This window comes from Kitasatospora sp. NPDC090308 (assembly GCF_044769485.1).
Taxonomy (GTDB): domain Bacteria; phylum Actinomycetota; class Actinomycetes; order Streptomycetales; family Streptomycetaceae; genus Kitasatospora; species Kitasatospora fiedleri.
On sequence record NZ_JBIVXY010000003.1, the window covers coordinates 324,058 to 340,881 of the forward strand.

Genomic DNA, 16,824 nt, shown 5'->3' on the forward strand with positions numbered 1-16,824 from the left:
CGCCTGTCCGGCTTCCCGCGGTGGCATCACCGCAAACCTTGATCAACCGAACGGGTGGGCAGCCCGGCCGCCGCCCAGGCCACGAACCCGCCGTCCAGGTCGGTCGCCCGGTACAGCCCCAGCTCCTGGAGCGAGGCCGCGGCCAGCGAGGACGCGTACCCCTCCGAGCAGACCACGATCCAGCGCACCCCGTGGTCCACCGCCTCCGGGATGCGGTGGCTGCCGGTCGGGTCCAGCCGCCACTCCAGCACGTTCCGCTCGATCACCAGCGCCCCCGGGATCTCCCCCTCGCGGGCCCGCTGCGCCGCCGGGCGGATGTCCACCAGCCGCGCCCCGTCGGTCACCTCGGCCCAGGCCCGGGCCGGGTCCGGCCGGTCCAGGCCCGCGCGGGCCGCCGCCACCAGCTGGTCCACCGTCCGCGTCACCGGGCCGCCCGCTGCCGCCGCTCCGTCCGTCACCGCTGCTCCGTCCGTTCCGTCCGCCACTGTCGCTGCCGCTCCGTCCATCACCACTGCGCCGCCTCCTCCGTGGAGGTCTTCACCAGGCCGTTGACCCGCAACTGGTAGTGCGACATCTCGTTCAGCGGCGGCGAGTACGCGTGCAGCGTCACCGCCGGACCCTGCGCGGTGTTGCGGACGTCGTGCAGGTACTGCGGCCCGAACGCCCGCTCGCTGCCCGACGGCAGCCGGCGCACGGTCAGCCCGTGCTCCGGCCCGGCCAGCGCCAGCTCCTCCAGCTCGCCCAGCGCCACCGTGAACGCCCCGCGCGAGCCGCCGTGGTCGTGGAACCCGGTGGACTGCCCCGGCAGCCAGCTGATCAGCCACACCTCGTAGTCCTCCGCCAGCTCCAGCCGCTCGTACCAGCGCTCCTCCGCGGACAGCCGCACCCGGTGCAGCCAGCGCTCGGGCCGCTCGGCCAGGTCGCGGACGATCCGGCGCAGCGCGTTCGGGGACAGCGGGGGGCGGGCGGGCGTGGCACCGCCGGCGGCGGTGGCGGGGACGGCGGTGGTGGTGGCGGGGGCGGTTTCGGGGGTGGCGACGAGGCCGGTGCTCATGGAATTCCTCCGGGGTGTGCCGGGGCGGCCGTCGACGGCGCCGACACCCGTGCCGGGGCACGGGCGGGGAGACGCGGACAGCGGGGGAAAGGGGGTGTCTGGCGGCGGGGGCGCGGAGCCCTGGGTCAACTCACAGGGCACGCGCGGAGGTTACGCGGTGAGCGTCAACAGGCACACATGTCGCTCGCCTGGCGTCGCAGATCGACGTGCAGGCGGCAGACCAGGAAGGTGCCGGAGTTCATGCCGCTGATGCTTCACGACCCGGCGGCAGCGCGTCAAGTTCCGCCACGCTCATGATCGCATCCCGGACGTTTCCGTCCCGCTGGCCGGACAGGCCGACGGCCCGCGCTCCGGGGAGAGCACGGGCCGTCGGGGCGGTCGGGGGCGCGCCGCGCCCTCAGTTGCCGGGGTCGGAGGCGCTGCCGGAGGCCGGAGCGCCGCTGCCGCCGGTGCCGGTGCCGGTGCCGGTGCCGGGGTCGGTGCCGCCTCCGGTGCCGGTGTCCGCGTCGGGTTGGGCGGCGTCGGACTCGGCCTGGGCGGCGGCGCTGTCCGCGGCGTCCACCCTCTGCTGCATCTGCTGGACCTGCCGCGCGTCGTCGGGCCCGGCACCCCCGGACGGCCCGCCGGAGGTCGGGCCGCAGGCCGACAGCAGGGCGGCCGAGGCCAGCGCCAGCGCCGCCAGGGCCGCTCGCCCGGCGGCGGGCCGGCGGGTCACTTCCCGGCCGCCGGGGCGTTCTTCGCGCACCAGTCGGCCACCGGGCCGAGGTCCGCCTTGCGGGTCTGGAGCGTCGGCAGCAGGCCGCGGCGGAAGGTCAGCCGGTCGTTCAGGTACTTCTCGATCTCGGCGTGCCCCGCCTTGTGGGCGTTGTCCACCCGCTGCTGGAGCCGCGCCACCGACCCCACGACGGTGGCGTCCCCGTTCAGCCGGGTCAGCGCCTTGTCGACCCGCTCCTGGGTCTTCGGCAGCCGCTTGCACACCGCCTTCGCCCCGTCCGACTTCGGCGCCCCGGCCGCCGCCTGCGCGGGCCCCGCCGCGAGCAGGCCGCCCGCCAGTGCCAGTACCCCGACAGCGGCCGCCGCCGCCCGGTCGATCCGCATGGCCGTCCCCTTCCGTTCCGGACCCCGACCGGCTCCCCGGCCGGACCCGACCGACGGTAGGGGCCCTTCTTGTGGAAACCCTGTGGAACGGAGGGGTGGGCGAGCGGGCACCGGCCCGGCGGACGTCGTACCGTCACGGGTGGGCGCGGTGCCACTCCAGGGCGGCGGTGACCAATTCACGGCGCCGCTCTGAGATCAGGGCAGGGGGCAACCCGCTCCGGTGCTTCAACGCCTGCGGGTCACCGGCGAAGCGGCCCGCCACCTTGTCCATCACACCCTCGAACACCGATGGCCACTGAGCAGGGTCTACGCTCCGGCCCGGAGGCCGACCTCACTCGGCACGGTCAAGGCCGGCGTCAGACCGGCCGTCCGCTGTCAGAGGGTGGCAGCACGCAGCACGATCAGGGCGACGGAGGCCACGGTGAGGACCACCGCCGGAGACGCGCCCCTGCGGTCGCCGACGCGCAGGTGGAAGGCGACCGCCCCGGCGAAGTAGAGCGTCAGGCCGATCGCGGCGGCGATTCCGACGGGTCCCCACCGGAGCCCGGCGATCACACCGGCCGCGCCCGCGATCTGAGCGCCGATCAGGAGAGCCATCATGCTCTTCGGCACTCCGAGGGTGGACATCTGCTCGGTGATGTGCCGCGTCCGTAGGGACTTGGCCCCGGCCGATACCAGGAGGAGCGCCGACATGAACACGGTGACGACGGCGAGGGAGACGAACATGGCTGAAACCTCAATCGTGCGAGAGGCGAGCAAGGGGGCGTGCGCACCTCGACGACGATAGGCGGCCACCAGGTACCTCCAGGTAACCTTCGGGGCATGAGCCTGCGACCCGGAATCGCCTTCCTCGCCGACTGCCCCGCTCTCCTGGCCATGGAGATCATCGCCAGCAAGTGGTCCATGGTCACGCTCTTCGCGTTGACCGAAGGCCCGTTGCGCCACGGTGAGTTGGTCGAGCTGAGCGGTGGCATTTCGCGCAAGGTGCTGACCCAGACGTTGCGCCGGCTCCAGGCCAACGGGCTCGTCGAGCGGCACGCGTACGCCGAGGCGCCGCCGCGCGTGGAGTACGGCCTGACCGCTCTCGGGCGAACCCTGGAGGAGCCCATCAGGATGCTCACCGCATGGGCGCGGGAGAACGGCGAGGCGGTCGTCACCTTCCGGGAGGCAGCCGAGGCGGCCAGGACCAGTGATCAAGAGCTGCGGCTGGAGCGCTAGGCGACAGGCATCGTGGCGGGGGTCTGGGGGCGGAAGGCGGGGTAGCCGGGCAGGGGTTCGACCGGCCAGGTGTCGGCGGTCCGCCGCAGCAGCCGTTCGAAGGTCTCGGTGAGGGCGGGGAGGCCGTCCAGGCGGGTGGCCGACTGCCAGCGGTGGCGCAGGAGTTGGCGGCGGGTCGGGACCGGGCGGCGGGTGGGGTGCAGGGGGGCGTCCTCGGCGGCGAGGGGCAGCAGGCGGACGGTGACGTTGACGGTCCACACGGCGGTGGCGTCGCGCATGCCGGCCTCCCAGCGGGCGTCGTCCGCCAGCGCCGGGTGGACCGGGACGACCTCGGCCCGGTAGGCGGCCTCGACCCGCCGGGCCAGCTCGGGCGGCAGGGAGAAGACGCACCAGCAGGAGGAGAACGGCATCCGGCAGTAGGCGGCGGTGAGGAAGACCGATTGGAAGCAGGCGGCCTCGAAGTCGAGCAGCCGCAGGCCGTCCGGGGTGAGCAGGTTGTTGTCGGGGCAGGTGTCGCCGGGGGTGAACGCCAGGTACTCCGGGCCGCCGACGGCGCCGACCGCGGCCAGTTCCGCCGCCAGCCCCGCAGGGGCGGGGACCCCGGCCGCGGCGAGCACCTCGGGGAAGTCGGCGGCGTTCTCCACGATCCAGGGCTGCTCCGCCCAGGTCGGCACTCCGACGTCGAACCGCCGCCACAGCGCGGCGAGTTCGGGTTCGCGGCCGACGGCCCGGGCGGCCAGCCCGCCCAGCCCGCGGGCCCAGGCGAGCAGGCCCGCCTCGGCGGCCCGCGGGTCGGTGCCGAGCAGCACGTCGGCGAGGGTGGGTGCGGGGCCGAGGTCGCCCAGCACCAGCAGCGGCACCTCGGGGTCGACCGCGAGCAGCGGCGGACCGGCCACCCCGAGGGTGAGCCCGGCGGCCTCGGCGGTGAAGCTGCGTAGCGCGTCCGGGCCGCCGGGGTACGCCTTGACGACGACCGAGCCGCCGTCCTCGGTGCGGCAGCGCAGCACGGTGGTCCGGCGGCTGCCGCCCAGGTCGACGGGGTCGGACAGGCCGCTGCCCAGCAGGCGGGCGGCGGCCGCGAGGATCTGCTCCATCCGGGCATCCTGCCACCCGCCTCCGGCGGCCGGTCCCGCTGGGGGTCCGGCGGGTACGGCTCGGCGGGCGGCAGGGGGCGGACCTACAGGCCGAGCGCCTCGGCGGCCAGCGCGGTGCCCTTGATCCGGGCGTCGATCTTGGCGAAGGCGGTCTCGCGGGAGGTGGAGGTGTCGTCGGCGAACGGGGCGAAGCCGCAGTCGTCGCAGGTGCCGAGCCGGTCCACCGGGAGGTGGCGGGCGGCGGTCAGGACCCGGTCGCGGACCTCCTCCGGGGTCTCCACCCGGGGGTCGATCGGGTCGGTCACGCCGACGAACACCCGGGCGCCCGGGCGGAGGTGCGTGGCGATGACGCTCAGCACCCGCTCCGGGTCGGCCTCCCCGGCGAGCTGGACGTAGAAGTTGCCGACCTCCAACTGGAAGAGGGTGGGCAGCAGTTCGGCGTAGTCGACGTCCAGGCTGTGGGTGGAGTCCTGGTCCCCGCCGGGGCAGGTGTGCACGCCGATCCGGGCCCGCTCGGCCTCGGTGAAGCGGCTCAGCACCCGGTTGTTGAGGGCGACGAAGTCCTTCAGCAGGCCGCCGCTGGGGTCGAGCTTGAGCGACAGCCGGGCCTCGGTGAAGTCGAGCTGGACGGCGTGCGCCCCGCCCTCCAGGCAACCGCGGATGTCGGCCTCGGCCTCGTCGGCCAAGTCCCGCAGGAAGTCCTCGCGCGGGTAGCCGTCGATGCCGTCCGCCGGGTAGAGCAGGCTGAGCGCGGACGGGGCGATCACCGCCTGCTTCACCGGCAGCCGGGTGTGTCGGCGGGCCTCCCGCAGGTACTCGGCGGCCCGCACCCGGTAGCGGAACGGACCGGCGGTCAGGACGGGCAGTTCGCGGGTGTGGCCGTCCGCGAACGGGATGATCGCACCGCCGGGCGCGAGCGAGTCGAGGCCCGCCACCGGGTAGGTGAGGAAGCTGGGCTTGGCCTGCTCGCCGTCGACCAGGACCGGGCTCCCCAGCTCGGCCAGCCGGGCGAGGGTGTCGGCGGTGGCGGCCTCCTGGTGCTTGGCCAGTTCGGCGTCGTCGATCCGGCCGGCGGCGTGGTCGGTGAGGGCGTTCAGCAGGGTGCGCGGGCGCGGAAGGGAACCGATCGCCTCGGTGGGAATGGTCATGATCCGGACCTTAGGAAGCCCGCGCGGACCGGCACAAGGGGGCGCGCGAGGCGCGCGAGCGTCCCAACTGCGCCGCTGGGAAGAGAAAGTGACGCTGTTTCACCTCATCGAGCGAGATTGCCGGACCGGGGGAGTGGGCATGCGGACCGGCCCGGCGGGGCCGTCCGCCCTCGGGTCCGCGCTCGGGTCCGCGCTCGGTTCCGCCCTCAGGGCCGTCCTCAGGGCCGTCCTCAGTGCCGTTCGCGGTCGCTCAGCCAGTCGCGGGGGGAGGGGAGCCGTACGGTCGGCGCGTCCGGGACGAGCAGCGGCAGGCGGACCTCCAGGCGGCAGCCGGGGCGGTCCGGCCGGTCGGTGGCCAGGACCGATCCGCGGTGCAGGGCGGCCTGCTGGGCGACCAGGGTCAAGCCGAGGCCGGACCCCGGACTGTCCGGGCGGCGGTGGAAGCGGTGGAAGACGGCGGCGCGTTCGGCGGGCGGGATGCCCGGGCCGGTGTCGTCCACGGTGAGTCGGGCGGCGCCGTCCCCGACGCGCAGCCGGACGGTCACCTCGGCGGAGCAGGCGTCGTCCGGGGCGTCGTCCGGGCCGGTGGCCGGGCCGGTGTCCGGGCCGGTGTCCGGGTCGGTGCCCGGCGTGTCGTTCCGGCCGGCCTCGCGGCCGTGCGCGGTGGCGCGGCCGTGCACGGCGGCGTTGCCCAGCAGGTTGGCGAGCAGGATGCGCAGCCCCGCGTCCCAGCCGAACACCCGCACCTCGGAGGGGAGTTCGCCGATCCGGAAGACGGTGTCCGGGTGGCGGCGGGCGGCCTCGGCGACCGCGGCGTCCACCAGCTCCGCGAGGTCGACCGGCCCGAACGCGGAGAGTTCCACCAGATCGCCCCGGGCCAGGGCGGACAGCGCGCTCAGCAGGTCCAGCATCCGGGCGTGGTCCTGCTGCAACTCGACCAGCACCTCGGCCCGTTCGCCCGCCGGGAGGTCCGGGTGCGCGGCCAGCACGTCCAGGTTGGTGCGCAGGCTCATCAGCGGGGTGCGCAGCTCGTGCGAGGCCGCGGAGGAGAACGACCGGGCGGTGTCCAGGGCCTGCGCGGTGCGGTCCGCCTGCTCGTCGTACCGGGACAGCAACAGGGCGATCGCGGACGAGAGTTCGTCCACCTCGGCGGTGCCCGTCCGGGCGTGCGCGAACGCCGCGTGCCCCGCCCGCGGGTCCAGGACGGCCGCCCGGCGGCCCAGCCGGCGCAGCGGCAGGGTGGCCCGCTCGGCCAGCCCGAAGCCGATCAGCCCCGAGAGCGGCGCCGCGACCAGTGCCACCAGCAGCACGCGCCGCCGCACCGCCCGCAGTTCGTCCGCGGGCTCCCCGGCCGGGGCCAGCACCCACAGCGTCCCGGCGGTGCTCCCGCCGCCCACCTGCACCGCCAGCACCCGCCAGGCCGAACCGCCCTGGCGGACCGTCACCGCGCCCCCGCTCGGGGCGGCCGGGAGCCGCGCCGGGTCGTCCGGCTGCGAGCCTGCCGAGAGCAGCACCGTGCCGTCGGCGGCGACCACCCGCACGCCCGCGTCCAGCGCCGCGTCCAGCAGCTTGCGCTGCTGGTTCTGCTCGACCTTCGGACGGTTCCGGCTGTCGGCCGCGAGCAGCGCCCGGGCGTTCGGCAGGACGGCCGCCGCCCGGGCGCCCAACCGGTCGTCCTGGCGGCGGTGCAGGTCCGCCCCGACCAGCGGCAGCAGCAGCACCCCGGCCGCCGCCACCAGCAGCGGCACCAGCACGGCCGCCCCGAGCGCGATCCGGGTCGACAGCCTCACCGTCCCGCCCCGCCCTCGTCCGGCGCCCGCAGCACGAAGCCCACCCCGCGCACCGTGTGCAGCACCCGGGGGCGGCCGTCGGCCTCCAACTTCCGCCGCAGGTACGAGACGAAGGTGTCCACGGCGTCGCTGCGCACCTCGAAGTCGTAGCCCCAGACCCGGTCCAGCAGCACCTCCCGGGAGAGCACCAGGCCGGCGTTCCGGGCGAGTTGGGCGAGCAGCTCGAACTCCCGCCTGGTCAGCCGGAGTTCGCTCTCCGACCAGAACGCCCGGCGGGTCTCCGGGTGAATCCGCAGCGGCCCGACCCGGATCAGGTCCGCGGACTGCGGCGGGCGGCGGCGCAGCAGCGCGTGCAGCCGCAGCACCAGTTCCTCCAGCGCGAACGGCTTCACCAGGTAGTCGTCCGCGCCCGCCTGCAACCCGGCCACCCGGTCGGCGAGCTCGTCCAGCGCGGAGAGCATCAGCACCGGGGTGTCGTCCGCCCGCGCCCGCAGCGTCCGGCACACCTCCGTCCCCGACAGCCCGGGCATCCCCACGTCCAGCACCAGCACGTCCGGCGGCTCCTCGGCCACCGCCGCCAGCGCGTCGGCGCCGTCCGCCGCCGTCGAGACCCGGAACCCGCTCAGCCGCAGCCCGCGCTCCAGGCTCCGCCGGATCGCCGCGTCGTCGTCCACCACCAGCACCCGCCCGGCCACTCGCGCCACCTCCACCGCCGACTGTCGCACAGGCGGCCGCGCGGGGGCGGGGAGGGGCCCCGGTGGGCGGCGGTCGGTGGGCGGTGGGCGGCCGGTGGTGGGCGGTTACGGCTCGTCGTGCCAGGAGAAGGCGGTGATGCGCCAGCCGTCCGGGGTACGGGCGAACTGGAAGGTCTTGGTGCCGCCGCCGACGTACGGTTCGCCGTCCAGCAGGCCGGACTTGCGGTAGCTGCCGATCCGGCAGGCCACGCCGTCGGCGATCTCGGTGCGCTCGTCGACCTCCCACTCGTGGAAGTCGGTCAACCGCCCGTCGGAGAGCAGCAGTTCGCGCGGAGCGATGAACTCCTCGACGCCGTACACGGCGTAGCGGGGCGCCGTCACCACGATCACCCCGCCGGGCAGCATCAGCCGCCGCAACCGCCCGACATCGGCGGCCCCGCCGTCCCGGTTGTCGAACGCGCCGAAGAACTCGGCGGTCAGCCGGTCGAGTTCGGCCTTGACGGTGGAGACGCTCTCGGACATGGACCGCACCGTAACACCGCACCCCGCGCCCCCGCCGCGCGGGCCGGAAGGGCCGGGCGGGAATCGGGTTGCCGGTCCCACCCCGGCGGTCGACAATCCGGGGCATGACTTCCTTGATCAGGCACGTGACCGTTGACAGCCTCGACCCGTACCGCCTCGCCTCGTTCTGGTCGGAGGTGCTGGGGCAGCCGCTGCACGAGGACGACTTCCCGGGAGACCCGCAGGCGCTGATCGAGGGCGCCGGGCTGCTGTTCGTGACCGTGCCCGAGGGCAAGGCGGGGAAGAACCGGATCCACTTCGACCTCCAGCCGCAGGAACGGACCAGGGACGAGGAGGTCGACCGGCTGATCGCCCTGGGCGCGGTACGGGTGGACGACCAGCGGCGCCCGGACGGCACGGGTTGGGTGGTGCTGGCCGACATCGAGGGCAACGAGTTCTGCGTCGAACGCAGCGCGGCCGAACGCGCGGCCTGACGCCCCGGCGGCGGGCGGGGCGGTGCGCGGTGAGCGGGCGGGGCGGCTGCCCGGTGCGCGCTCGCGGGCACATCATCGGATGAGCGGTGGTATCCGCCGGGCGGGGGAACGGCCGACGGTTCTGCGCCGTCCGGACCTGGGGTTCCAGCAGACTCGTGCCGTCGGCGGCCGGTCCGTCCTGGTGGGCGGTTGACGCGTGCTCCGGCGGGAAGTTGACGCGCGTCCCGGGCGGTCGGGCGGGGCGCGTCCCCCGGCGACCCGTCGATCCGGGCGTGTCCGCGGTCGGCCCCGCCCGTGCCCGGCGTTCCCGGGCGCGGTGCCCACGCACGCGAACGGACCGGAGGATCCCGCCATGAGCCGAGCCACCGTGCAGCGCCTCCCGGTCGGGCCGTCCGCCGGGCCACTGGGCGCACTGCTCGACCGGATTCCGTCCCCCGAGCCGCACCCGTACGCCGACGCGCTGCGCGAGGAACTCGCGCACTGGCTGGCCGGCACCGGCCTGCTCGACCACGAGGGCACCCAACGCCTGCTGGAACAGGGCCACTTGGAGCTGGCGTCCCGCTGCTGGGGCGACCTCCCGGCCGGGCCGGGGCTGCGGACCGCCACCCAGTGGCTGCTACTCGGCTGGATCCTCGACGACCACTTCGACCGGCACTGGCTCGGCGACCCGTCCGACGAGGCCGACCGCACCGTCCGCGAACTCGCCGCCCTGCTCGTCCCGGAACTCGCCCCCGACGCCGCCGCGCCCGCCCCGCGGACCGCCCTGGCCCGGGCCTTCCGCACCCTCTGGCAGGACAGCGTCGCCCTCACCGGACCGGCCTGGCGGGCCCGCCAGACCGCCGACTTCCGCTGCTACCTGGAGAGTTCGCTCGAATTCCTGCGGCTGCGCGGCGCCACCCCCACCGTGCCGCAGTACCTCTCCCACCGGGACCGGGGCGGCGCCACCCGCTGCGCGGCCGGCACGGTCGAGCTGGCCCACCGCCTCGACCTGCCCGAGCAGTTCCACCACCACCCCCAACTCGTCGACCTGCGCAACCGGTTCGACCACCTGGTCGGCTGGGCCAACGACCTGTGCTCGTACCGGACCGAGACCGCCACCGGCCACGGCAACAACCTGCTGTCCGCGCTGGAGGTGCACGAGCGGCTGCCGCAGGCCGCCGCGGCCGCCCAGGTGGCCGCGCTCTGCGGGGCCGAACTCACCACCCTGGAGTTCCTGGCCGAGGGAATCGCCCGGGGCTCGCACTGGCCGCCGCCGGTGCGCTGCTACGTCCGGGCGCTGGTCCGGTTCGCGCACGCGCTGCTGCACTGGATGGCGACCACCGTCCGCTACCGCCCCGAGGCGGTGCCGCTGCCCCGGGCCCGCTGAGCGCCGTCCGCGCCCGCTCGCGTCCGCGCCTGCTCGCGCCCGCCCCGCTCGCGTCCGGGTCCGTTCACGCCCGCTCGCGTCCGTCCGCGCTCAGGTGGCCGGAACCGCGCGGTGGCAGGCGCGCGTCCCTCCCGGTGAACGGGCGCGGGTGGTTGCCCGTCACGGCGCGGGGGCAGGAGAACGGACATGGGAATCGTCAGCTGGATCATCCTCGGGCTCCTCGCGGGAGCCGTCGCGAAGCTCCTGCTGCCCGGCAAGGACCCGGGCGGCATCATCGTCACCACCCTGATCGGCATCGCCGGTTCCTTCATCGGCGGCTGGCTCTCCTCGAAGATCCTGCACAGGTCCGTGAACGTGCACTTCTTCGACCTGCCGACCTGGATCTCCGCGATCGCGGGCGCCCTCGTCCTGCTGATCGCCTACCGACTGGTGTTCGGCAGGTCCCGCGACTGACCGGGCCGTCCACGGCCGACCGGCGCCCCTGCCCGCTCAGCGCGGCCGCAGGGGCTCCTGCGCGTCCGGTCGCGGCGCTTGCGTCCCGCCGCGTCCGGCCCCGTCCCGCCGTAAGCGCCGTGGCTGCCCGGGGCGCCCGCCAGCGGGTTCGTGCGACCGGTACCAAAGGCTGATCCGCGGTCACCCATCGGGCGGGGTTCGCTCGATCGTGGGCGATTCGTGCTGCCGAACCGCCCCCGTGGGTCCAAGGTGGGAGCAGGACGCACTCGGAAGACCGCGTCCCGCTCGCCGCACCAGGCCCGGAGCGGTGCGCGCGCCCCGGTGGATCCCGTCCGCCGGGCGCGCGCCCCCCGACCCGTCGCGGCGCGCCGAGCGGCAGGCCACCTCGCAGGGAGACGAACCGATCTTCTAGGCTCGCTCAGGTCCCCTGCCCCGGTGCCCGTCCGCGCCGAGGAACGGAGACCCACGTCCCCGGGCCCCGGGCCGAGCCGGAGCCGCGGACCGAGCGAGGAGGACGAAGTGTTGCCCAGTCCCAGGCCGCCCCGTACACCGCGACCGAGCCCGACGCCGCGCAGGACCCGCCGGACGCCCGTCCCGCCGATACCACCGGGCGCCCCGCGGCCCGCCGGGGGTGAACGGTGAGCCCGCATACCGTGGCCCCCGAGCCGCACCCCGCCGAGCCGCATCCCGACGGAGCCCCCGCGGCCGCTCCCGCCCCCGCCGGAACCTCCGCGCCACCCGCCGCGGACACCGCCGAACCGCCCGCCGCCGCACCGGCGGTGACCCCCACCGCCGCCCTGCCCGGCCTCCCGCGCACCCTCGCCGCCCGGGCCCGCACCCTCACCGCGGCCGTCCGCAAGCGCTGCGCCGACCTGGCCCGGATCGAGTCCCCGTCCGGCGACGCCGCCCGGCTCGACTCCCTCGCCGAAGAACTCGCCGCCGGTTACGCGGCGACCGGCGCCACCGCCGTCCGGCAGCGCTGCGAGCACGGCGACCACCTCGTCCTCGACTGGCCCGGCCAGCAGGAGGACCTCCCGCACCTGCTGGTGGTCGGCCACCACGACACCGTGTGGCCGGTCGGCACCCTCGCCGACTGGCCGGTCGAGGAGCGCGACGGACGGCTCACCGGCCCCGGCATCCTCGACATGAAGGGCGGACTCGCCCTGCTGGAAGGCGCGTTCGCGCTCCTCGCCGACCTCGGGCAGCGCCCGCACCGCCCGGTCCGGATGGTGATCGTCTCGGACGAGGAGGTCGGCAGCCCCGACGGCCGCCGCCAGGTCGAACGCCACCTGCGCGGCGCCGCCGCCGTCCTCGGCCTGGAACCCGGCCACCCCGACGGCCGCCTCAAGACCGCCCGCCGCGGCTCCACCCGGGTCCGGCTCACCGTCACCGGGCGCGAGGCCCACGCGGGCAACGACGCCGCCGAGGGACTCTCCGCGATCGACGAACTCGTCGACCAGCTGATCGCCGTCCGCGGCCTCGCCCGCCAGCCCGGCACCGAACTCAACACCGGCCGCATCGACGGCGGCACCCGGGCCAACGTCATCGCCGGGCACGCCGAGGCCGAACTCGGCCTGCGCTTCGCCACCACCGAGGCCCAGCGCCGCACCCTGGACACCCTCGCCCACCTCACCGCCAACCGGCCCGGCGCGGACGTCCGCACCGAGGTCCTCTCCAGCCGCCCCGCCTGGCCCGAACGCACCGGCAACCCGCTGCTGCGCCACGTCCGCTCGCTGGCCGCCGCGCTCGGCCAGCACCTCGACGGCGCCCCCGCCGGCGGGGCGGGCGACACCAACCTGGCCGGTGCGCGCGGCCTGCCCACCCTGGACGGCCTCGGCGCGGTCGGCGCCGGCCCGCACGCCCGCCACGAGCACCTGCGGGTCGACCAGCTCGGCCCGCGCATCGCCCTGCTGGCCGCGCTCCTGGCGGTGCCGCTGCCGCGCCTGCGCGAGCGCTGACGGGGCACGGCGACGGGACGGCGGGGAACTGCGGCCCAGGCGGCCGTCCCCGCCGTCCCCGCCGTCCCCGCCGTCCCCGCCGTCTGTCTCCCTGGTTCCCCTGGTTCCCCTGGTTCCCCGCCCTTGCTTGTCACGGTGCTGTCCCTGTGTACAGAATGGAACCGACCGAACGGTCAGTCGGGAGGTGGGCAGTGGAGACCAGCACGGCGGCGGAGGCGGCGGCGCAGTCGCGGTTCGAGGCGGTGGTGGCCGCCGATTCGCGGGTGGAGCCCCGGGACTGGATGCCGGAGGCGTACCGGGCGACGCTGGTGCGGCAGATCGCGCAGCACGCCCACTCGGAGATCATCGGGATGCAGCCGGAAGGCAACTGGCTGACCCGGGCGCCCTCGCTGCGGCGCAAGGCGATCCTGCTCGCCAAGGCCCAGGACGAGGCCGGGCACGGGCTGTACCTGTACGCGGCGGCGGAGACGCTCGGGGTCGACCGCGCCGAGCTGACCGAGAAGCTGATCGACGGCCGGCAGAAGTACTCCTCGATCTTCAACTACCCGACGCTGACCTTCGCGGACGTCGGCGTGATCGGCTGGCTGGTGGACGGCGCGGCGATCTGCAACCAGGTCCCGCTGTGCCGGTGCAGCTACGGCCCGTACGCCCGGGCGATGGTGCGGATCTGCAAGGAGGAGTCCTTCCACCAGCGGCAGGGCTACGAACTGCTGATGACGCTGATGGCCGGGACGGACGCGCAGCGCGCCATGGTGCAGGACGCCGTGGACCGCTGGTGGTGGCCCTCGCTGATGATGTTCGGGCCGCCGGACGGGGCCTCGCCCAACAGCGAGCGCTCGATGGCCTGGCGGATCAAGCGGCACAGCAACGACGAGCTGCGCCAGCGCTTCGTCGACATGACCGTCCCGCAGGCCGAGCACCTGGGCGTCACGCTGCCCGACCCGGCGCTGGCCTGGAACGAGGAGCGCGGCGGCTGGGACTTCGGCGAGCCGGACTGGTCGGAGCTCCAGCAGGTGATCAAGGGCGGCGGCCCGTGCAACGCCCAGCGGATCGAGCGCCGGCGCACCGCCCACCGGGACGGCGGGTGGGTGCGTGAGGCGGCCACCGCGTACGCGGCCAAGCGGGCCGCACGGGAAGGGAGTTCGGGATGAGCGGGGAACGGGCCTCCTGGCCGCTGTACGAGGTGTTCGTGCGGCCCCGACGCGGGCTGAACCACGTGCACGTCGGCTCGCTGCACGCGGCCGACGACCGGATGGCGCTGCTCGCGGCGCGCGACCTGTACACCCGGCGCAACGAGGGGGTGAGCCTGTGGGTGGTCCGCTCGGACGCGATCGCCGCGTCCAGCCCGGACGAGCAGGACCCGTTCTTCGCGCCGAGCGGCGACAAGGTCTACCGGCACCCGACGTTCTACCCGATCCCCGAGGACGTCCCGCACATCTGAGGAAACTGACGGTCCGTCAGGAACCGAGCAGGGAAGGCGACATGACCGACGAACACGTGTACCTCTCGCTGACCGAGGCGGGCCCGGAGCCGGACGGCGAGGCCCGCTGGGCGTACGGCACGGGGTTCGCCGATCCGCTGCTGGGGGTGGACGCGGCGCCGCCGGAGGGGATCGACCCGGCCGACCTCGCCGCGTACTGCCTGATGCTCGGCGACGACGCGCTGGTGCTCTCCCAGCGGCTGATCCAGTGGATCACCCGGGCCCCGGAGCTGGAGGAGGAGGTGGCGCTCGCCAACCTCGGCCTCGACCTGCTCGGCCAGGCCCGCCGTCTGCTCACCCGGGCCGGGCAGCTGGACGGCAGCGGCCGCAGCGAGGACGAACTCGCCTACTGGCGCGAGGAGTCCGACTACCGCAACGTGCGGCTGGTGGAGCTGGAGAACGGCGACTTCGCGCAGTGCGTGGTGCGGCTGCTGCTGTTCGCCACCGCCCGCGAGGAGCTGTACCGGCGGCTGGCCGGCCACGCCGACCCGGTGCTGGCGGCCGTCGCGGCGCTCGGCGTCAAGGAGTTGGCCTACCACCGGGAGTACGCGGCCTCCTGGACGGTGCGGCTCGGCGACGGCACCGAGGAGTCGCACCGGCGGATGCGGGCCGCGCTGGAGGTGCTGTGGCCGTGGCTGGACGAGCTGTTCACCCCGCACGAGGCCGAACTGCGGCTCGGCGTCGACCCGTCGGAGCTGCGCGCACCCGTACTGGCCGTCCTGGAAAGGGTGTTGGCCGAGGCCGCGCTGCCCGTCCCGGAGCCGGCGGGCCGGGCGTACGTGAACGGGCGGGCCGGGCGGCACGGGGTGCACACCGAGGCGATGGGGCCGCTGCTGGCCGAACTCCAGGTACTGGCCCGGGCGCACCCGGGGGCGACGTGGTGAGCACCCTGGAGCGGGCCCGGGAGGTCGCCGCCGCCGTGCCCGACCCCGAACTGCCCATGCTCACCCTGGCCGACCTGGGCGTGCTGGCCGGGGTCGAGGAGGCCGACGGCACGGTCACCGCCTGGCTGACGCCCACCTACTCGGGCTGCCCGGCCGTCGCCGAGATGGCCGCCGACGTGGCCCGCCGGCTGCGGGCCGCCGGGTTCGCGCAGGTCGAGGTCCGGCTGCGGATCGACCCGCCGTGGTCCAGCGACCGAATCAGCGCCGAGGGCCGCCGCAAGCTCGCCGCCGCAGGCATCGCCCCGCCGACGCCCGGCGGACTGCCCGCGCCCGGCGGGCTGCTCGCGCTGGGCCCGACCCGCCGGGCGGTGGCCTGCCCGCAGTGCGGGTCCGAGGACACCGAGGAGCTGTCCCGGTTCGGCTCCACCGCCTGCAAGTCGCTCTGGCGGTGCCGCAGTTGCCGCGAACCCTTCGACCGGATCAAGGAGATCTGATGGCCGTCCGCCGCCCGCGGTTCCACCCGCTGCCGATCGGCACCCTGGAACGGCTCTGCGAGGACGCCGTCGCGGTCACCTTCGACGTCCCCGCCGACCTGGCCGGGGAGTTCGCCTTCCGCCCCGGCCAGAGCCTGACGCTGCGCCGGATCGTCGACGGGGCCGACGAGCGCCGCTCCTACTCGCTCTGCTCCCCGGTCGGCGGCCCGCTGCGGATCGCGGTGCGCGAGGTGCCCGGCGGCCTGTTCTCGCACTGGCTGGTCGGCGAGGCCGGGACCGGCGAACTGGTCGACGTCCTGCCCCCCGCGGGCGCGTTCGCCGCCGACCCGGCCGAACCCGGCGAGCACGTGCTGATCGCGGCCGGCTCCGGCATCACCCCGATGCTCTCCATCGCCGGCTCCGTCCTGGCCGGCCACCCCGACTCCCGGGTCACCCTGCTGTACGGGAACCGGCGCAGCGACACGGTGATGTTCGCCGACGAGCTGGCCGACCTCAAGGACCGCCACCTGGAGCGCTTCCAGCTCGTCCACGTGCTCTCCCGGGAGAGCCGGGACGCCGAGCTGCTCAGCGGCCGACTCGACCCCGAACGGGTCGCCGCCCTGCTGACCGCCCTGGTCGACGTCCCCGCCGTCGACCACTGGTGGCTGTGCGGACCGTACGGGATGGTCGCCGGGACGAAGCAGCTGCTGGCCGGGCTCGGCGTCCCCGCCGGGCGGGTGCACCAGGAGCTGTTCCACGCCGAGGACGCCGCCGACGGGATCACCGAGGAACGGCACCTCGAACCCGCGCCGGACGCCGACGCCAGCGAGGTCACCCTCGTCCTGGACGGCCGCTCCAGCACGCTCGCCCTGCCGCGCGACCGCTCCATCCTGGACGGCGCCCAACGCGCCCGCCCCGACCTGCCGTTCGCCTGCAAGGGCGGCGTCTGCGGCACCTGCCGGGCCCTGGTGTGCGAGGGCGAGGCCGAGATGCGGCGCAACTTCGCGCTGGAGGAGTCCGAGGTGGCGGCCGGCTACGTGCTCACCTGCCAGGCCCGACCGGTCTCCGACCGGGTGACGGTCGACTACGACCGGTAGGGGACGGGCGCGGCGGGGACC

The 16,824-nt window shown here is 75.4% G+C and carries 20 protein-coding genes; 10 read left to right on the forward strand and 10 right to left on the reverse strand.

What is annotated here, in order from left to right; translation table 11 throughout:
• Positions 1-26 precede the first annotated feature (26 nt).
• The 5 genes from ACIQVD_RS08950 to ACIQVD_RS08970 form a co-directional block, all read right to left on the reverse strand.
• The gene (locus ACIQVD_RS08950) at positions 27-506 is read right to left on the reverse strand and encodes a rhodanese-like domain-containing protein (RefSeq protein WP_402287179.1); all 480 of its coding nucleotides are present in this window, start codon (positions 504-506) and stop codon (positions 27-29) included.
• Positions 506-1,054 carry a cysteine dioxygenase gene (locus ACIQVD_RS08955; protein ID WP_402287181.1) on the reverse strand — a complete coding sequence of 183 codons (549 nt, stop codon included), beginning with the start codon at positions 1,052-1,054 and terminating at the stop codon, positions 506-508. Before ACIQVD_RS08955 ends, ACIQVD_RS08950 begins: the two co-directional genes overlap by 1 nt.
• A gap of 397 nt (positions 1,055-1,451) precedes the next feature.
• Positions 1,452-1,769 (reverse strand): hypothetical protein, encoded by a 318-nt coding sequence (locus ACIQVD_RS08960; protein WP_402287184.1) that lies wholly within the window; start codon positions 1,767-1,769, stop codon positions 1,452-1,454.
• Positions 1,766-2,152 (reverse strand): hypothetical protein, encoded by a 387-nt coding sequence (locus tag ACIQVD_RS08965; protein ID WP_400678871.1) that lies wholly within the window; start codon positions 2,150-2,152, stop codon positions 1,766-1,768. Before ACIQVD_RS08965 ends, ACIQVD_RS08960 begins: the two co-directional genes overlap by 4 nt.
• A 375-nt stretch (positions 2,153-2,527) precedes the next feature.
• Positions 2,528-2,878: a DoxX family protein gene (locus tag ACIQVD_RS08970; RefSeq protein ID WP_402287187.1), complete on the reverse strand. Its 351-nt coding sequence runs from the start codon at positions 2,876-2,878 to the stop codon at positions 2,528-2,530.
• A gap of 96 nt (positions 2,879-2,974) precedes the next feature.
• Between ACIQVD_RS08970 and ACIQVD_RS08975 the strand changes: the two genes are divergently transcribed.
• On the forward strand, positions 2,975-3,370 hold the full coding sequence (locus ACIQVD_RS08975) for a winged helix-turn-helix transcriptional regulator (protein ID WP_400678874.1): 396 nt from the start codon (positions 2,975-2,977) through the stop codon (positions 3,368-3,370).
• Here ACIQVD_RS08975 and ACIQVD_RS08980 read toward each other — a convergent pair.
• The 5 genes from ACIQVD_RS08980 to ACIQVD_RS09000 all read right to left on the reverse strand — a co-directional run bounded on the left by ACIQVD_RS08980 (position 3,367) and on the right by ACIQVD_RS09000 (position 8,619).
• Complete coding sequence (locus ACIQVD_RS08980) at positions 3,367-4,464, reverse strand: hypothetical protein (protein ID WP_402287189.1); 1,098 nt, start codon at positions 4,462-4,464, stop codon at positions 3,367-3,369. The genes ACIQVD_RS08975 and ACIQVD_RS08980 overlap by 4 nt on opposite strands.
• A gap of 83 nt (positions 4,465-4,547) precedes the next feature.
• Positions 4,548-5,612: a cobalamin-independent methionine synthase II family protein gene (locus tag ACIQVD_RS08985; protein WP_400678876.1), complete on the reverse strand. Its 1,065-nt coding sequence runs from the start codon at positions 5,610-5,612 to the stop codon at positions 4,548-4,550.
• A 230-nt stretch (positions 5,613-5,842) separates the two neighbouring features.
• Entirely contained in the window at positions 5,843-7,402 is a 1,560-nt protein-coding gene (locus ACIQVD_RS08990) for a sensor histidine kinase (RefSeq protein WP_402287191.1), read from the reverse strand.
• A complete protein-coding gene (locus tag ACIQVD_RS08995; RefSeq protein ID WP_400678879.1) occupies positions 7,399-8,112 on the reverse strand; it encodes a response regulator transcription factor in 714 nt (237 codons plus the stop codon). The genes ACIQVD_RS08990 and ACIQVD_RS08995 overlap by 4 nt, the downstream gene beginning before the upstream one ends.
• A 90-nt stretch (positions 8,113-8,202) precedes the next feature.
• On the reverse strand, positions 8,203-8,619 hold the full coding sequence (locus ACIQVD_RS09000) for a DUF4440 domain-containing protein (protein WP_400678880.1): 417 nt from the start codon (positions 8,617-8,619) through the stop codon (positions 8,203-8,205).
• A 104-nt stretch (positions 8,620-8,723) separates the two neighbouring features.
• Here ACIQVD_RS09000 and ACIQVD_RS09005 point away from each other — a divergent pair, with 104 nt between their 5' ends.
• From ACIQVD_RS09005 to paaE, 9 genes are all read left to right on the forward strand, one after another.
• A complete protein-coding gene (locus tag ACIQVD_RS09005; protein WP_400678881.1) occupies positions 8,724-9,092 on the forward strand; it encodes a VOC family protein in 369 nt (122 codons plus the stop codon).
• A gap of 352 nt (positions 9,093-9,444) precedes the next feature.
• Positions 9,445-10,458 carry a terpene synthase family protein gene (locus ACIQVD_RS09010; RefSeq protein ID WP_402287196.1) on the forward strand — a complete coding sequence of 338 codons (1,014 nt, stop codon included), beginning with the start codon at positions 9,445-9,447 and terminating at the stop codon, positions 10,456-10,458.
• A 186-nt stretch (positions 10,459-10,644) separates the two neighbouring features.
• Positions 10,645-10,911 (forward strand): GlsB/YeaQ/YmgE family stress response membrane protein, encoded by a 267-nt coding sequence (locus ACIQVD_RS09015; protein WP_400678883.1) that lies wholly within the window; start codon positions 10,645-10,647, stop codon positions 10,909-10,911.
• 638 nt (positions 10,912-11,549) lie between these two features.
• On the forward strand, positions 11,550-12,869 hold the full coding sequence (locus tag ACIQVD_RS09020) for a M20 family metallopeptidase (RefSeq protein WP_402287199.1): 1,320 nt from the start codon (positions 11,550-11,552) through the stop codon (positions 12,867-12,869).
• 155 nt (positions 12,870-13,024) lie between these two features.
• Entirely contained in the window at positions 13,025-14,020 is a 996-nt protein-coding gene (gene paaA, locus ACIQVD_RS09025) for a 1,2-phenylacetyl-CoA epoxidase subunit PaaA (protein ID WP_400678886.1), read from the forward strand.
• On the forward strand, positions 14,017-14,310 hold the full coding sequence (paaB, locus tag ACIQVD_RS09030; protein ID WP_100839651.1) for a 1,2-phenylacetyl-CoA epoxidase subunit PaaB: 294 nt from the start codon (positions 14,017-14,019) through the stop codon (positions 14,308-14,310). The genes paaA and paaB overlap by 4 nt, the downstream gene beginning before the upstream one ends.
• Positions 14,311-14,351: 41 nt before the next feature.
• Positions 14,352-15,233: a 1,2-phenylacetyl-CoA epoxidase subunit PaaC gene (gene paaC / locus ACIQVD_RS09035; RefSeq protein WP_402287203.1), complete on the forward strand. Its 882-nt coding sequence runs from the start codon at positions 14,352-14,354 to the stop codon at positions 15,231-15,233.
• Positions 15,227-15,727 (forward strand): 1,2-phenylacetyl-CoA epoxidase subunit PaaD, encoded by a 501-nt coding sequence (paaD, locus tag ACIQVD_RS09040; protein WP_400678888.1) that lies wholly within the window; start codon positions 15,227-15,229, stop codon positions 15,725-15,727. Before paaC ends, paaD begins: the two co-directional genes overlap by 7 nt.
• Complete coding sequence (gene paaE / locus ACIQVD_RS09045; protein ID WP_400678889.1) at positions 15,727-16,803, forward strand: 1,2-phenylacetyl-CoA epoxidase subunit PaaE; 1,077 nt, start codon at positions 15,727-15,729, stop codon at positions 16,801-16,803. Before paaD ends, paaE begins: the two co-directional genes overlap by 1 nt.
• The last annotated feature ends 21 nt before the right edge of the window (positions 16,804-16,824 follow it).